At 39.7% G+C, this 14,989-nt stretch carries 17 protein-coding genes; 16 read left to right on the forward strand and 1 reads right to left on the reverse strand.

All coding sequences use genetic code 11. From position 1 onward, the window contains the following. The first annotated feature begins 4 nt into the window (after positions 1-4). The 14 genes from miaB (at position 5) to DV740_RS14910 (ending at position 12,331) form a co-directional block, all read left to right on the forward strand. Positions 5-1,444: a tRNA (N6-isopentenyl adenosine(37)-C2)-methylthiotransferase MiaB gene (gene miaB, locus DV740_RS02650; RefSeq protein ID WP_117841245.1), complete on the forward strand. Its 1,440-nt coding sequence runs from the start codon at positions 5-7 to the stop codon at positions 1,442-1,444. Beyond that, positions 1,445-1,822: a NusG domain II-containing protein gene (locus DV740_RS02655; protein WP_118087431.1), complete on the forward strand. Its 378-nt coding sequence runs from the start codon at positions 1,445-1,447 to the stop codon at positions 1,820-1,822. Between the two features lie 8 nt (positions 1,823-1,830). Next, positions 1,831-2,340, forward strand: a complete 510-nt coding sequence (locus DV740_RS02660; RefSeq protein WP_118057426.1) for a Gx transporter family protein — start codon at positions 1,831-1,833, stop codon at positions 2,338-2,340. Beyond that, positions 2,304-2,921, forward strand: a complete 618-nt coding sequence (gene ruvA, locus DV740_RS02665; RefSeq protein ID WP_118087432.1) for a Holliday junction branch migration protein RuvA — start codon at positions 2,304-2,306, stop codon at positions 2,919-2,921. Before DV740_RS02660 ends, ruvA begins: the two co-directional genes overlap by 37 nt. A gap of 12 nt (positions 2,922-2,933) precedes the next feature. Continuing rightward, complete coding sequence (ruvB, locus tag DV740_RS02670; protein ID WP_022243755.1) at positions 2,934-3,926, forward strand: Holliday junction branch migration DNA helicase RuvB; 993 nt, start codon at positions 2,934-2,936, stop codon at positions 3,924-3,926. A 95-nt stretch (positions 3,927-4,021) separates the two neighbouring features. After that, on the forward strand, positions 4,022-4,537 hold the full coding sequence (locus DV740_RS02675; protein WP_117698409.1) for a cell division protein ZapA: 516 nt from the start codon (positions 4,022-4,024) through the stop codon (positions 4,535-4,537). Positions 4,538-4,608: 71 nt separating this feature from the next. Then, positions 4,609-6,861 carry a peptidase U32 family protein gene (locus tag DV740_RS02680; protein WP_118087433.1) on the forward strand — a complete coding sequence of 751 codons (2,253 nt, stop codon included), beginning with the start codon at positions 4,609-4,611 and terminating at the stop codon, positions 6,859-6,861. A gap of 13 nt (positions 6,862-6,874) precedes the next feature. Then, positions 6,875-8,263, forward strand: coding sequence for an FtsW/RodA/SpoVE family cell cycle protein (locus tag DV740_RS02685; protein ID WP_118087434.1), 1,389 nt, complete (start codon positions 6,875-6,877; stop codon positions 8,261-8,263). Next, positions 8,187-9,665: a peptidoglycan D,D-transpeptidase FtsI family protein gene (locus tag DV740_RS02690; RefSeq protein WP_118087435.1), complete on the forward strand. Its 1,479-nt coding sequence runs from the start codon at positions 8,187-8,189 to the stop codon at positions 9,663-9,665. Before DV740_RS02685 ends, DV740_RS02690 begins: the two co-directional genes overlap by 77 nt. 133 nt (positions 9,666-9,798) lie before the next feature. Beyond that, a complete protein-coding gene (locus DV740_RS02695; protein WP_022243760.1) occupies positions 9,799-10,251 on the forward strand; it encodes an NUDIX hydrolase in 453 nt (150 codons plus the stop codon). A gap of 44 nt (positions 10,252-10,295) precedes the next feature. Further along, complete coding sequence (locus DV740_RS02700) at positions 10,296-10,637, forward strand: hypothetical protein (protein WP_022243761.1); 342 nt, start codon at positions 10,296-10,298, stop codon at positions 10,635-10,637. A gap of 2 nt (positions 10,638-10,639) precedes the next feature. Beyond that, positions 10,640-11,608, forward strand: a complete 969-nt coding sequence (locus DV740_RS02705; protein ID WP_117946926.1) for a DUF2953 domain-containing protein — start codon at positions 10,640-10,642, stop codon at positions 11,606-11,608. A 36-nt stretch (positions 11,609-11,644) separates the two neighbouring features. Then, positions 11,645-12,091: a GerW family sporulation protein gene (locus tag DV740_RS02710; RefSeq protein WP_022243763.1), complete on the forward strand. Its 447-nt coding sequence runs from the start codon at positions 11,645-11,647 to the stop codon at positions 12,089-12,091. A 99-nt stretch (positions 12,092-12,190) separates the two neighbouring features. Then, on the forward strand, positions 12,191-12,331 hold the full coding sequence (locus tag DV740_RS14910; RefSeq protein WP_199534326.1) for a hypothetical protein: 141 nt from the start codon (positions 12,191-12,193) through the stop codon (positions 12,329-12,331). A gap of 195 nt (positions 12,332-12,526) precedes the next feature. Here the strand turns inward: DV740_RS14910 and rpmB are convergent, their stop codons facing one another. Beyond that, complete coding sequence (gene rpmB, locus DV740_RS02715; protein WP_117698403.1) at positions 12,527-12,712, reverse strand: 50S ribosomal protein L28; 186 nt, start codon at positions 12,710-12,712, stop codon at positions 12,527-12,529. A 222-nt stretch (positions 12,713-12,934) separates the two neighbouring features. On the opposite strand from rpmB, the gene DV740_RS02720 reads away from it, so the two are divergent. Beyond that, positions 12,935-13,294 (forward strand): Asp23/Gls24 family envelope stress response protein, encoded by a 360-nt coding sequence (locus tag DV740_RS02720; RefSeq protein ID WP_022243764.1) that lies wholly within the window; start codon positions 12,935-12,937, stop codon positions 13,292-13,294. A gap of 15 nt (positions 13,295-13,309) precedes the next feature. Then, a complete protein-coding gene (locus tag DV740_RS02725; protein ID WP_117698402.1) occupies positions 13,310-14,986 on the forward strand; it encodes a DAK2 domain-containing protein in 1,677 nt (558 codons plus the stop codon). Positions 14,987-14,989: the final 3 nt, after the last annotated feature.

Genomic DNA, 14,989 nt, shown 5'->3' on the forward strand with positions numbered 1-14,989 from the left:
AGAAATGAGAGAAATAGAAAAGATAAATCACACCGGTGAAGTTCCGGTAATGGAACCGCAGAGACAATTTTATTTTATGGACCTTGCAAAGCAGTATGTGACGCAGATTTCCAGGAAGAAAGGCAGACCGCTTACCTTTCATGTGACAACTTTTGGGTGCCAGATGAATGCCAGAGATTCCGAAAAGTTATGCGGAATTTTAGAGACCGTAGGTTTTGAAGAGACCGATTCCGAGGAAGCAGATTTTGTCATTTATAATACCTGTACAGTGCGTGAAAATGCCAACAATAAGGTTTACGGACGTCTGGGATATTTAAGCGGCTTTAAGAAAAAGAATAAAGATATGATGATTGCATTATGCGGCTGTATGATGCAGGAACCGGAGGTTGTGGAAAAATTAAAACAGAGCTATCGTTTTGTAGACCTGGTTTTCGGAACCCATAATATCTTTAAATTTGCAGAACTTCTGGTACGCTGCTTTGAAGAGCAGAAAATGGTGATTGACATCTGGGATGATACGAAAGAAATTGTAGAAGAACTTCCGGTAGAGCGGAAATACAGCTTTAAGTCCGGTGTTAATATTATGTTTGGCTGCAATAATTTCTGCAGTTACTGTATTGTGCCATATGTAAGAGGAAGAGAACGCAGCAGAAAACCGCAGGATATCATAAGAGAAATTGAAAAATTGGTAGCAGATGGTGTAGTAGAAGTTATGCTCTTAGGACAGAATGTCAATTCCTATGGAAAGAACTTAGATACACCAGTGACCTTTGCACAGCTCTTACAGGAAGTAGAAAAGATTGAAGGTCTGGAAAGAATCCGGTTCATGACATCCCATCCAAAGGATTTATCCGATGAACTGATTGAAGTAATGAAGAATTCTAAAAAAATCTGCAGACATCTTCATCTGCCGCTTCAGTCCGGCAGCAGCAGAGTGTTAAAAGAAATGAACCGTCACTATGACAAGGAGCATTATCTTGCACTGGTTGAAAAAATCAAAAAAGCAATGCCGGATCTGGCAATTACAACCGACATTATTGTAGGATTCCCGGGAGAAACCGAAGAAGATTTCTTAGAGACCATGGATGTGGTAAGACAGGTAGAGTATGACAGCGCGTTTACGTTTATTTATTCAAAACGTACCGGAACGCCTGCTGCCAAAATGGAAAATCAGATTCCGGAAGATGTGATAAAAGACCGTTTTGACCGGCTGTTAAAACTGGTACAGGAGATTTCCGCAAAGAAAGCCGGAGCATTAACCGGAAGCGTGCAGGATGTATTAGTCGAAGAATTAGATGAACAGCAGGAAGGCCTTGTAACCGGAAGATTATCCAATAACTCAGTGGTACATCTGCCGGGTGATGTATCCATGATTGGAACTATCGTACCGGTACATTTAAAAGAATGCAAAGGCTTTTATTATATGGGAGAGGTTGCAGAGTAAATGAACCGTCGTTTTGGAAAAAATGATATCCTGTTGCTGGGAATGCTTGCAGTAGTTATTTTAGTTTTCTATGTAGGAATGACCTCTGCATTACAAAGCGGTGACAGGATTATCATTACGGTAAATGGCAGCGAATATGGCAGATATTCCCTGACAGAAAATAAAGAGATTCCAATTAAAATAGATGGAAAAGTTACCAATATCGTAACGATTGAAAATGGGACTGCCTATATGCTTGAGGCGAACTGCCCAGATCAGTTGTGTATGCATCAGAACGCAATTTCCAAAGATAAAGAATCCATTATCTGTCTGCCAAACCGGGTTGTAGTAACCGTAGAAAGTGAGCAGAAAAATACATTGGATGATGTGGCAGGGTAGGTGAAAGCATGAAGAAAAGTGTAGCATATCTTGGCGTGTTTTTGGCACTGGCCATGATATTAAGTTATGTGGAAGCAATATTGCCCTTTGCCATTGGAATACCGGGAGTAAAGCTTGGACTTGCCAACCTTGTTACGGTGCTGATGCTGTATCTGATTGGCTGGAGAGAGGCTCTTTGTGTATCGGTGCTTCGTATTGTGCTTACCGGAATTTTATTTGGAAATTTGGTCAGCATCTGTTATGGACTTGCCGGCGGATTATTAAGCTTTGTACTTATGTTTATTCTGATTCGGATAAACCGTTTTCATGTAGTTACGGTCAGTATCTGTGGCGGAATCATACATAATATGGGACAGCTTATCGTAGCAGGATTTCTGGTAAGCTCATACTATGTCATTTACTATATGCCGGTTTTATTGATTGCAGGCTTTGTGACGGGTGCCCTGATTGGAATTGTGGCAAAGGAAGTAGGAGGAAGATTATGTATTCATATATCAAAGGCGAATTATCCGAAATAGTGGCAGAGAATCATATTGTCGTTGAAAATGGCGGAATCGGCTATAATATTTATATTCCGGGACAGGTATTATCTCTGCTACCGGGAGTTGGCGAAGAAGTAAAAATCTATACTTATCTTTGTGTCAGAGAGGATGCATTTATTTTATATGGTTTTCTTACCAGAGATGATTTGAATGTATTTAAATTGCTGATTGGTGTATCCGGAATCGGACCAAAGGGTGCACTGGCAATTCTTTCTGTCATGTCAACGGATGATTTGCGTTTTGCAGTATTATCTGATGATGCAAAAGCAATTGCAAAAGCTCCGGGTGTTGGAAATAAGACGGCACAGCGGTTGATTATAGAATTAAAAGACAAGCTTAGTTTAGAGGATGCCTTTGAACAGAAATTAAGCCATACACAGGAAGCTGCTTCTGGTAACGGCTTAAAAGGAATCCGCAATGAAGCGGTAGAGGCACTGGTTTCACTGGGTTATTCTTCCACAGAGGCTTTGAAGGTTCTTCGTGATATTGAAATTACGGAAGACAGTTCGGTAGAAGATATTTTAAAACTGGCTTTGAAGCAGATGGCATTCTTATAAGAGGAGCAGAAAATGGAAAAACGTGTAATTTCAACGCAGATGCAGGATGAAGATATCAAAATCGAAAAAACACTGCGTCCGATGACCTTGGATGAATATATTGGTCAGGAGAAAGCAAAAGCAAATCTTAAAGTGTATATAGAGGCTGCAAAACAGCGTGGAGAGTCCTTAGACCATGTATTGTTTTATGGTCCTCCGGGACTTGGTAAGACTACTCTTGCCGGCATTATTGCCAATGAAATGGGCGTACATATGAAAGTCACTTCCGGTCCGGCAATTGGAAAGCCGGGAGAAATGGCAGCTATTTTGAGTAATCTTGCAGAAGGTGACATTTTATTTGTAGATGAGATTCATCGTTTGAACCGGCAGGTAGAGGAAGTATTATATCCTGCCATGGAGGATTATGTCATTGACATTATGGTGGGAAAAGGCGCAACTGCCCGTTCAATCCGCCTTGATTTACCGCATTTTACACTGGTTGGTGCCACTACCAGAGCCGGACTTTTATCGGCACCCTTAAGAGACCGTTTTGGAGTGGTACATCATCTGGAATTTTATAATGTGGAGGAACTTAAGACAATTATTGTCCATTCTGCAAAAAAGTTAGAGGTAAAGATTGATGAGGAAGGTGCAATCGAATTGGCACGCCGTTCCAGAGGAACGCCGCGTCTTGCCAACCGCCTTTTAAAGAGGGTGCGTGATTTTGCACAGGTGCAGTACAATGGTGAAATTACCAAAGAAGTAGCATCCTTTGCACTGGATTTACTGGAAGTAGACAAGATGGGATTAGACCAGAATGACAGGAACATTTTGCTTACGATTATTGAAAAATTCCAGGGTGGTCCGGTAGGGCTGGATACCCTTGCGGCAGCGATTGGGGAAGATGCCGGAACCATAGAGGATGTTTATGAACCATATCTTGTAAAGAATGGATTTATCAATCGGACACCAAAGGGAAGGGTCGCAACAGAATTTGCATATCATCACTTTGGAATAGAGGGCTAAGAAAATAGTTGTTTTTCGACAGATTTATAGCTATAATATGCTATATGTAGTAGTCAGAGAATATTTTTAGGCAGATACGCAGAGAGGAAATGAAAATGGCAGCAAAAAATAATACAGAAGTGATTATTGATGGAAAAGTATATACTTTAAGCGGATATGAGAGTCAGGAGTATTTACAGAAGGTAGCAACTTATATCAATGATAAGATTGCAGAATTTAAAATGCTGGATGAATATAAGAGAATTCCAAGTGATATGCGTTCCACATTGCTGGCATTGAACATTGCAGATGATTACTTCAAAGCGAAAAATCAGGTTGAAAAATTAGAGCAGGATTTAGAGGTAAAAGACCGTGAAATCTATGATTTAAAGCATGAACTGATTTCCAACCAGATCCGCATGGAAAGTGATGCCAAATCTTTAAAGGATCTGGAAAAAGAAAATAAAGAGCTGCTTTTAAATAAGACCAGATTAGAAGCAACCTTAGAAGATGCTTTACTTGGTAAAGTAGATAAACTTGAAAAACCGGAAAAAACTGAAAAACCAGAGGAAAAGAAAACAGACCATACGGAAGAAAAGAAAGAGGAAAAGCCTTCCGGAAAGAAAGCGTAATAGAGAATAAAAACTATGAAAGGGGGCAGACATTTATCTGTCCCTTTTGTTGCCATAGGAGATGAGGAAAGATGAAAGAGTTAGAACTTTTAGCACCGGCAGGTTCCTTGAAAACATTAAAGGCAGTCATTCATGCCGGAGCAGATGCCGTATATCTTGGCGGAAGTATGTTCGGTGCAAGAGCATATGCCAATAATTTTAACGAAGAAGAATTATTAGAAGCAATCCGTTTCGGACATATTCATGGACGCAAAATTATTCTTGCGGTGAATACTCTGTTAAAAGAATATGAATTAGGACAGCTCTATGATTATCTGCACCCTTATTATGAAGCGGGATTAGATGCTGTCATCGTGCAGGATATGGGCGTTATGGAGTTTATCAAAACTCATTTTCCAAATCTTCCGATACATACCAGTACCCAGATGACCATTACCAATGTAGAGGGAGCCAGGCTTTTAAAGGAACAGGGTGTAGAGCGTGTGGTGACAGCGAGAGAAATGTCCTTAGAAGAAATTCAAAGAATCCATGATGAAGTAGGCGTGGAACTGGAAAGCTTTATTCATGGCGCATTGTGTTACTGTTATTCCGGACAGTGCCTTTTCAGTAGTATCATCGGCGGAAGAAGCGGAAACCGTGGCAGATGTGCACAGCCATGCCGCCTTTCCTATGAAGTATTGCAGGGAGAAAAAAGTCTTACCGGACATCATGCAACACCGATTCTGAGCCTTAAGGATATGTGTACACTGCCATTTTTGTATGAACTGGCAGACCATGGGGTATATTCCTTTAAGATAGAAGGACGGATGAAGACACCGGAGTATGCTGCCGGTGTAGTAAGTATTTACCGAAAATATATGGATTCCTATCTGGATGGAAGCCGTATTCCGGTGGAGAAGAAGGATATCAGGGCACTTTTAGAACTTGGAAACCGGGGTGGCTTTACCAACGGATATTACTATCATCATAATGACAGTGATATGTTAAGCGGAGAGAGTGCTTCCCATAATAAGAGCGAAGGTGTTCTTCAGGATAACATCCGTAGAGAATATGTAGACACCGAATTAAAAGAAAAGATTAAAGGAAAGTTAATATTAAATAAAGAATGCCCTGCTAAGATAGAAGTGCAATATGGAAAAATAAAAGTTTCTTATCAGGGAGATATAGTTCTTGTAGCACAGAATCGTCCGTTGACGGAAGAAGTTGTAACAGAAAAGCTTACAAAGACTGGAAATACACCATTTGTTTTTGAAAATCTTGAAGTTACAATGGATGATGATATTTTTATGCCGGTAAACCAGTTGAACCAGCTGCGAAGAGGTGCGTTGGAAGCATTAGAAGAAGCGTTGTTGAAACCTTATGAAAGAACGCTTCCAGAATTGGTGGAAACTTCTTCCGCTGAAACAGATAGGCAGACAACAGGAAATGCCATAAAAGAAAAGCAGATTTCCGGACAGTCATTATCACAGACTTCTGGACAACAATCCGCCGGTTCATCCACAGAAGTCCGGGTACTGATTGAAGACGCAGAACAGCTTCCGGCAGTATTAAAAGCCGATTTCGTGGATACGGTTTATCTTGATTGTATGTTGTATACAAGAGAAAATCTGATTCGCATGTTAAGTGAGGATATAGACAGGGTACATGCATCCGGTAAGAAAGCATTTTATGTATTCCCATTTATTTTCCGGCAGCAGACCAGTCTTTTTTATGAAAAAATCATGCCGGAGCTAAAAAAGCTTCCATTAAATGGTATTATGGTGCGGAGTCTTGATGAAATTGCGTTTATAAAGGAATGGGGCAATGAAAATTGGCAGATGGTATCCGACAGTAATTTATATACCTATTCCAATGAAGCGGCAGAATATTTTTATCGTCTTGGAATGATACAGGATACAATTCCGGTAGAATTGAACCGGAAGGAGATTTTAAGAAGAGAAAACAGCCGGTCTGAAATAATTATCTATGGAAGACTTCCGCTTATGATAACGGCACAGTGTATTCATAAGAACACGTTAGGCTGTATGCATCAGCCCAAGGTGCTGAACTTAAAAGATCGTTATTCTGTATATTTTCCGGTGAAAAATTTCTGCCCGGAATGTTATAACGTAATTTATAATTCGCTTCCGGTCTGTCTCTTTAAGGAAGACGTAACCGTGAAAAAGATTGCACCGGCTGCCGTAAGGCTTTCCTTTACGACAGAAACTGAAGAAGAGACAGAACAGATTTTAACAATTTATGGCGATATTTATAAAAATGGTGGCATTTTGGGGCAGATGCCAATGGAATGCACCAATGGACATTTTAAACGAGGCGTAGAATAAAGCAGAGGTATTTATGGTTCATTTGATTGTGGAATTATCAAAATATGCACTGATTATTCTGTTTTCCGTGTATACATATGAATGTTTTGCGGTATTCCGGAATATATCAGAACGAAAACAGGAAAAGAAATTCAGGCGGCAGGCAAGAATTTTGTATGCGATTCATTTTACGGCATATTTAGTTATATTTGCGGTGACAGAGGATGCATATACTTTTATTTTTTATCTGGCGCAGATAATTCTTCTTGTTGTGGTACGGAATGTGTACAAATTATGTTATCCGACGGCTTCAAGACTTTTGGTTAATAATATGTGTATGCTTATGATTATCGGGTTTATTATTCTGACCCGCCTGAATTTTGGACATGCTATCAAGCAGTTTGCGATTGCAGCGGTATCCTGTGTGATTTCCCTTGTGATTCCGGTGATGATACGGAGGATGGGATTTTTCCGGAATCTTACCTGGATTTATGCGGCAATCGGTATTGTGGGACTTGGTATTGTATGTATCGCAGGAAGCACCAGCTATGGAGCAAAGATTTCCTTTACCATAGCAGGAATTACGGTACAGCCGTCTGAATTTATTAAGATTCTTTTTGTGTTTTTTGTGGCTGCCATGTATCATAAATCAACGGAATTCCGTCAGGTGGTAATTACCACTTTGATTGCAGCACTGCATGTATTGATTCTGGTATTATCCCGGGATTTAGGTGGCGCATTGATTTTCTTTGTGGCTTATATGGCAATGCTTTATGTGGCAACGAGAAAACCACTCTATTTTGCCGGTGGACTGCTGGCGGGAAGTGTATCGGCAGTAATTGCCTATAAATTATTTAATCATGTCAGAGTCCGTGTGGTGGCATGGAAAACACCACTAAAAGTAATTGACAAAGAGGGCTATCAGATCTGCCAGTCGCTTTTTGCAATCGGGACCGGAGGCTTTTTCGGTCTGGGGTTATATCAGGGCATGCCAAATAAAATTCCGGTAGTAGAGCAGGATTTTATTTTTGCAGCAATTTCAGAAGAACTGGGTGGAATGTTTGCTCTGTGTCTGATTCTGGTCTGTGTAAGCTGTTTCCTGATGTTTTTAAATATTGCCATGCAGTTAAAGGATTCCTTTTATAAGCTGGTGGCACTTGGACTTGGAACGATTTACGGATTTCAGGTATTCTTAACCATTGGCGGAGTAACAAAATTTATTCCATCCACCGGAGTAACCCTTCCGTTAGTCAGCTATGGAGGAAGCTCCATGTTAAGTACATTGATTATATTTGGCATTATTCAGGGATTATATATTTTGCGGGAAGACGAAGGAGTGTCACATAATGAAAAAGGAGAATATAAATCAGCAAAAAAGAAAGCAAAATCGGGATTCGAAACAGAAGTCAGGGACCTCAGTTAGTAAGAATAAAGAATTTGCAGTGATTACTTATCTTTTCCTTGCTATCTTTATCTGCCTGATGGGATATATGGTATATTTTCAGACGGTAAAAAGCGAAGATTTTATCAATAGTCCATATAATAGCAGACAGGATACTTTTGCAGACCGTGTGGTCAGAGGAAAGATTATGTCAGCAGATGGCAAAGTTTTGGCCGAGACCGTAGTGGATGCTGCCGGTAATGAAACCCGGAAATATCCTTATGGTAATATGTATGCGCATGTGGTCGGTTTTTCCACCAATGGAAAGTCAGGTATTGAATCCAATATGAACTTTAATCTTTTACGTTCCCATTCTTTTGTATTAGAGCGTATGTTTAACGAGATTAAAGATGAAAAAAGCATGGGAGACAATGTGGTTACCACGTTGGATTCCACTTTGCAGGAAACTGCATATCAGGCATTGGGTAATTATGATGGTGCAGTTGTTGTGATGGAGCCTTCCACCGGAAAAGTGCTTGCCATGGTGTCCAAACCGGATTTTGACCCGAATACTATTGCGGCAGACTGGGATTCCATTATTTCAGAAGATAATAATAACTCGGTTCTTTTAAACCGGGCGACCCAGGGATTATATCCGCCTGGTTCTACTTTTAAAATAATTACAACTTTAGAATATATCCGGGAAAATCCGGATTATGAGAATTACAGTTATAGCTGTAACGGAAGTATTACAGAGAATGATTTTACAATACACTGTTATAATAATGCCGTGCATGGAACGCAGGATTTGAAGCAGTCCTTTGCAAATTCCTGTAATTCATCTTATGCCAATATCGGATTATCTTTGGACACAGATTCTCTTTCGGACCTTTGTTCAAATCTGATGTTTGATAAGACACTGCCGGGAAACTTTGAAACAAGTAAAAGTCAGTTTAAATTAACAGATGAATCCCCGGAAAGTATGAAAATGCAGACGGCAATCGGACAGGGAGAGACGCTGGTAACACCACTCCATATGTTATTGATTACCAGTGCAATTGCCAACGATGGTATTCTGATGAAACCTTATGTGGTAGACCATACGGAAAATGAAAATGGTATAGAAGTAAAGAAATATGAGCCGGCTGCAAGCAAACAGCTTCTTTCGGAAAAAGAAGCAAAGACCATGCAGGAATTTATGGCAGGTGTAGTTGCAGATGGTACTGCATCCAAGTTAAATGGGCAGAGTTATACTGCATACGGCAAGACCGGCTCCGCAGAGTTTAATAACAATAAGGGAGAAAGCCATTCCTGGTTTGTTGGATATGCACACCGGGAGGATAAGGAAGATATTGCAGTTGTTGTAATTGCAGAAGGTGCAGGTGCAGGCAGTACCGTTGCAGTTCCAGCAGCAAAACAGGTTTTTGATGTATATTACAGATAAATGAAAACAGATAGGATGACATGCTGCGTCAGGAATCATCCGGGACTTCTGAAATGGATTGTTGCATCCTTATGAAAAAAGGGGTATACTGTTTGTTAAACAAAAGGTAGTGACCACATCAGGAGGTATTGCAATGATTGAAGCAACAAGTTGTGGTGGTGTGGTAATATTTCGGGGTAAGGTGCTTGTTCTTTATAAGAATTATAAGAATAAGTACGAAGGCTGGGTGCTTCCAAAGGGAACAGTGGAACCCGGGGAAGAATTCAAAGATACCGCAGCAAGAGAGGTATTGGAGGAAACGGGCGTAGATGCATCCATAATCAAATATGTCGGGAAGAGCCAGTATAGCTTTACTGTGCCAGAAGATACGGTGGAGAAACAGGTACATTGGTATCTGATGATGGCAGACAGTTATTACAGTAAGCCACAACGTGAAGAGTTCTTTGTAGATTCCGGATATTATAAATATCATGAAGCCTATCATCTTTTAAAATTTGCCAATGAGAAGCAGATTTTGGAAAAAGCTTATAATGAATATCTGGATTTGAAAAAGTGTAATCTGTGGGGAACCCACAAATATTATTAGAGCAGCCATCTGACTGCTTTTTTAAATCAGATATGAGGTGTAGCATGCATTGGTATTCTAATTTATATCTGGGAGAAAGGCTGAAAAATCAGGAAGCAAAGGTAAAAAGCAGAGTGGAGCGGAATGTGCCACAGCCGTCGCTTTATCTTCTGACCCTTCCGTCAAATGAAGAGAATCTTCTGGATATTATACCGGCAACAGATTTATTACAAAAGGCATATCCGAAGAAAGAACTTTTTATTATCGGTCTGGAAAAAGGATATGACGCAGCATTAGAGATGTCAGCAGCAATTGTGAATGATATTTATCATAAAACAGGAACATTTGAAGTGCGTAAATTTGTACTGAAACAGCAGACTCGTAAAAATACTGAAATGGAGACATGAGGATGACAGTGCTGTTATCTATTTTGAAAATCCTGGGCATAATATTATTATGCATATTAGGTTTACTGGTTTTACTTATCATGCTTTTGCTGTTTGCTCCGGTATCTTACCGGATTCGTGGAGAGACAAGGCAGGGACAGACTACGTTAAAAGTGCATGGAGCATGGTGTCTTATGGCTTTGCGTTTTTCCTTTCTAATGGAGCAGGGAAAGCGGCTTGCAGTTTTAAAGATTTTTGGCATAAAAGCATGGAAGTATCCATCGGATGAAAAATCCAAAAAGAAATTAGAGAAAAAGAAAGTAAAGAAAAAGCAGAAAAAGAAATCCGGGGAAAAATCCCATAAGGAACCGGAAAAAGACTTAGTGCAGAAACGTCAGAAGCCGGAAGAACAAACAGCACCGGCGATTGAAAAAAAGATAGATGTAACGGGGCTGGAAGAACAGAATCCACCGGCTGAAGTGCAAGAAGAACAGACGGAAAAACAGTATGAACAGAAACACCATAAGAAGACATATAAGAAAAAGTTTGTTTTCGCATTTGGTAAAATCAGCAAGACAATACGCTCGATAGTAGAAAAGATAAAAGCAATTCCGCAGAAATTAAAAAATATCGGCAGTAAAATAAAAAAAGTGAATCAGTGGATACAGGATGAGCAGAATAGAAGTGCCGTCCGGTTTGTCCTGGGTGATGTAATAGGGCTGTTAAAAAAATACGGACCAAAGCATATGAAGGCAGATGTTGCTTATGGTATGGAAGATCCGGCAGCCACAGGACAGGTTTTAGCAGTGCTCAGCGTATTACCATTTTTATATTATGATAAGGTATCTATTATGCCGGATTTTGAGGCAGAACGTTTTTATATCGAAGGCAGCTGGGATATAAGGGGACGGATACAGGTGATTCATTTATTAAAGGCTGCAATTCAAATCTGGAGAAATCCGGATGTGAAACACTTTATAAAGCAATTTTAATAGAATCAATACGAAGTAGAATCAGGAGGAATTATTATGTCAGACAGTAATAACACATTTCGCAATACGGTAGAATCTTTATTCAAAGGAATGGACAGCTTCATTACAACCAAGACGGTTGTAGGAGATGCCATTCATATCGGAGATACCATCATTCTTCCATTAGTGGATGTATCCTTTGGTGTAGGCGCAGGTGCATTTTCACAGGAGAAGAAGAACAACGGAGCAGGAGGAATGGGTGGAAAGATTACACCGAGTGCGGTTCTTGTCATTCAGAATGGCACCACCAAGCTTGTAAATATTAAGAATCAGGATGGTGTGACCAAAATTCTTGATATGGTACCAGATTTCGTAAATAAGTTTGCATCCAGGGGAAAGAAGGATGAGGCAGCAACTGCAAAGTTAGATGAAGAATCCAAGAAAGCAGCAGAGTCTGAGATGAATGAAATTTTATCTGATGCAGTAAATAAGGATGAAGAATAAGAACAGTATAGAATAGTAATAGAAGAACGTACAGCGTGCTAAGTGAAAAAGAAGGGCATATACTATAATGGTATATGTCTTTTTGATTGGAGAAAAAACATGAAACGCTTGATGGGGTATTCCTTTTTCATGGTGGGATTTGGCATGTTTTTTATGTTTATTATTCCAAGTGATGTGATTGGGATTATTATTATATTGATATTGCTGTTGATAGGGTATAATCTTTTCTGCTGTAAGTAATAGGAAAGCAATTTCTTGTAAAGGAACAAAGAATGTGCCTTGGCACATTCTCGCGCCTGCGGCGGTCGCTTGCGACAACTACCTTATACGCCGCAGTGTGCATCCTCGCGGAGCGTTTTTACTTTACAGGAAAGCAATTTCCTGTAAAGTAAAAAAAGGACTGTCCAAAAGGACAGTCCAGATAGAAAATGCTAATTAAGCTCTTTCAACGGATCCGGATCTTAAACAGGAAGTACATACGTACATTCTTTTTGGAGTTCCGTTTACTTTACATTTTACAGATTTGATGTTTGATTTCCACATTCTATTAGATCTTCTATGAGAATGGCTCACATTGTTACCGAAATGAGCGCCTTTTCCACAAACTGCACATTTTGCCATGATAGCACCTCCTTTAAATTCTTCACTAAGCCTGTTATGACACAAGCTCACAACAAAGCTATCTTAACAGAAATACAGACAGAATGCAAGAAAAAAATTGCATTTTTTGAAAATAAAGAAAAATACTGTTTCTTTTTTCAGAAAAAGAGGTTATAATATAGTTCATGTTATGTATATACTGGCGGAAATGCGAGAAGATTAATTTTAATTGGAGGTTATAGAATGACAGGTAAAATGGAAAACGAATTAGGTAAAGTCGTAATTGATAATGAAGTAATTGCAACCTATGCCGGTTCTGTTGCAGTTGAGTGCTTTGGCATTGTGGGAATGGCTGCAGTTAATATGAAAGATGGCCTGGTTAAATTATTAAAGAGAGATTATCTGACACATGGTATAAATGTGGATGTGGATGAAAATAATAAAATTACAATTGATTTCCATGTAATTGTTGCCTATGGCGTAAGTATTGAGACAGTAGCAGACAATCTGATTCATACGGTAAAATATAAAGTGGAAGAGTTTACCGGAATGCAGATTAAGAAAGTCAACATTTTAGTTGAAGGCGTCAGAGTGATTGATTAAGGAGGAACTGTTGAAGTGGAAGTAAGTACAATAAACGCTGCGGTATTTGCTAAAATGTTTTTGGCCGGAGCAAAGAATCTCGAAGCAAAGAAAGAGTGGATTAACGAACTGAATGTTTTCCCTGTACCGGATGGAGATACAGGAACCAATATGTCTATGACAATTATGTCAGCAGCAAAGGCAGTAAGCGAGCTTGAAAATCCGACCATGAAGGAACTTGCAAAGGCAATTTCCTCGGGTTCATTAAGAGGAGCAAGAGGAAACTCAGGAGTTATCCTTTCCCAGTTATTCCGTGGATTTACCAAGGTGATTGCAGAATATGATGAGCTTGATGTAGTGATTCTGACAGAAGCTATGCAGAAGGCTGTTGAGACTGCATATAAGGCAGTTATGAAACCAAAGGAAGGAACGATTCTTACTGTTGCTAAGGGGGCAGCCAACAAAGCATTAGAACTTTGCGATGATACCGATGATATTGTATTCTTTGTAGATGAAGTTATTAAAGAAGCAGACCATGTGTTAAGCAAGACACCGGATATGCTTCCTGTATTAAAACAGGCTGGCGTAGTAGATTCCGGCGGACAGGGACTGGTTCAGGTATTAAAGGGCGGTTATGATTCCCTGATTGGCAAAGAAATTGATTACAGCATTGAAGGTTCTGCAGCATCTGCAGGTGTTATGAAGATTACTGCTGAGACAGAAGCTGATATTAAGTTTGGTTATTGTACCGAATTTATCATTGTATTAAATCAGCCATTAACAGAGAAGCAGGAGCATGAATATAAAAACTTCTTAGAGTCCATTGGTGATTCTATCGTTGTTGTGGCAGATGATGAGATTGTGAAAACCCATGTACATACCAATGACCCTGGTCTTGCCATCCAGGAAGCATTGAAACATGGTTCATTAAGCAAAATCAAGATTGATAATATGCGTGAAGAGCATCAGGAAAAATTAATCAAGGATGCTGAGAAACTCGCAAAAGAGCAGAAAGAGGAAGAAACCAAAGAAGAAAAGGCAGAGGAACCAAGAAAAGAAATGGGCTTCATTTCCGTATCCATTGGTGCCGGTGTCAATGAAATCTTCAACGGACTTGGCGTGGATTATATCATCGAAGGTGGTCAGACCATGAACCCAAGTACCGAGGATATGTTAAATGCCATCGACCATGTGAATGCAGATAACATCTTTATTCTTCCGAATAATAAGAATATTGTACTGGCTGCAAATCAGGCAGCATCTTTAGTAGAAGATAAGAAGATTATTGTTATTCCAACCAAGACAATTCCACAGGGAATTACAGCACTGATTAACTTTATTCCGGATCAGTCGGCAGAGGAAAATGCAGAGCGTATGACCGAGGAATTAGAAAATGTAAAGACCGGTCAGGTAACTTATGCAGTCCGTGATACCGTAATCGATGACAAAGAGATTAAACAGGGCGATTATATGGGAATTGGCGACAAGAGCATCCTTGCTGTTGGTAAGGATATCAAGAGCACTACAGAAGATATGGTTGCTGAGATGATAGATGAAGAATCTGCGATTATCTGTATCTATTATGGTGAAGAAGTAACAGAAGAAGATGCCAATGCATTAGGTGCTGCTTTAGAAGAGAAGTATCCGGAGGTAGAAGTGGAGATTCACTTTGGCGGACAGCCAATTTACTATTATGTAATATCAGTAGAGTAACAG

Source organism: Roseburia sp. AF02-12, from assembly GCF_003461765.1.
GTDB lineage: Bacteria > Bacillota > Clostridia > Lachnospirales > Lachnospiraceae > Roseburia_C > Roseburia_C amylophila.

What these genes read in the sequence shown, in the direction of transcription:
- rpmB (WP_117698403.1), bottom strand. Translation starts at nt 12,712, where the DNA reads ATGGCAAAATGTGCAGTTTGTGGAAAAGGCGCTCATTTCGGTAACAAT.
- ruvA (WP_118087432.1), top strand. Translation starts at nt 2,304, where the DNA reads ATGTATTCATATATCAAAGGCGAATTATCCGAAATAGTGGCAGAGAAT.
- miaB (WP_117841245.1), top strand. Translation starts at nt 5, where the DNA reads ATGAGAGAAATAGAAAAGATAAATCACACCGGTGAAGTTCCGGTAATG.
- DV740_RS14910 (WP_199534326.1), top strand. Translation starts at nt 12,191, where the DNA reads ATGAAACGCTTGATGGGGTATTCCTTTTTCATGGTGGGATTTGGCATG.
- ruvB (WP_022243755.1), top strand. Translation starts at nt 2,934, where the DNA reads ATGGAAAAACGTGTAATTTCAACGCAGATGCAGGATGAAGATATCAAA.
- DV740_RS02680 (WP_118087433.1), top strand. Translation starts at nt 4,609, where the DNA reads ATGAAAGAGTTAGAACTTTTAGCACCGGCAGGTTCCTTGAAAACATTA.
- DV740_RS02720 (WP_022243764.1), top strand. Translation starts at nt 12,935, where the DNA reads ATGACAGGTAAAATGGAAAACGAATTAGGTAAAGTCGTAATTGATAAT.
- DV740_RS02705 (WP_117946926.1), top strand. Translation starts at nt 10,640, where the DNA reads ATGACAGTGCTGTTATCTATTTTGAAAATCCTGGGCATAATATTATTA.
- DV740_RS02660 (WP_118057426.1), top strand. Translation starts at nt 1,831, where the DNA reads ATGAAGAAAAGTGTAGCATATCTTGGCGTGTTTTTGGCACTGGCCATG.
- DV740_RS02695 (WP_022243760.1), top strand. Translation starts at nt 9,799, where the DNA reads ATGATTGAAGCAACAAGTTGTGGTGGTGTGGTAATATTTCGGGGTAAG.
- DV740_RS02675 (WP_117698409.1), top strand. Translation starts at nt 4,022, where the DNA reads ATGGCAGCAAAAAATAATACAGAAGTGATTATTGATGGAAAAGTATAT.
- DV740_RS02690 (WP_118087435.1), top strand. Translation starts at nt 8,187, where the DNA reads ATGAAAAAGGAGAATATAAATCAGCAAAAAAGAAAGCAAAATCGGGAT.
- DV740_RS02655 (WP_118087431.1), top strand. Translation starts at nt 1,445, where the DNA reads ATGAACCGTCGTTTTGGAAAAAATGATATCCTGTTGCTGGGAATGCTT.
- DV740_RS02685 (WP_118087434.1), top strand. Translation starts at nt 6,875, where the DNA reads ATGGTTCATTTGATTGTGGAATTATCAAAATATGCACTGATTATTCTG.
- DV740_RS02700 (WP_022243761.1), top strand. Translation starts at nt 10,296, where the DNA reads ATGCATTGGTATTCTAATTTATATCTGGGAGAAAGGCTGAAAAATCAG.
- DV740_RS02710 (WP_022243763.1), top strand. Translation starts at nt 11,645, where the DNA reads ATGTCAGACAGTAATAACACATTTCGCAATACGGTAGAATCTTTATTC.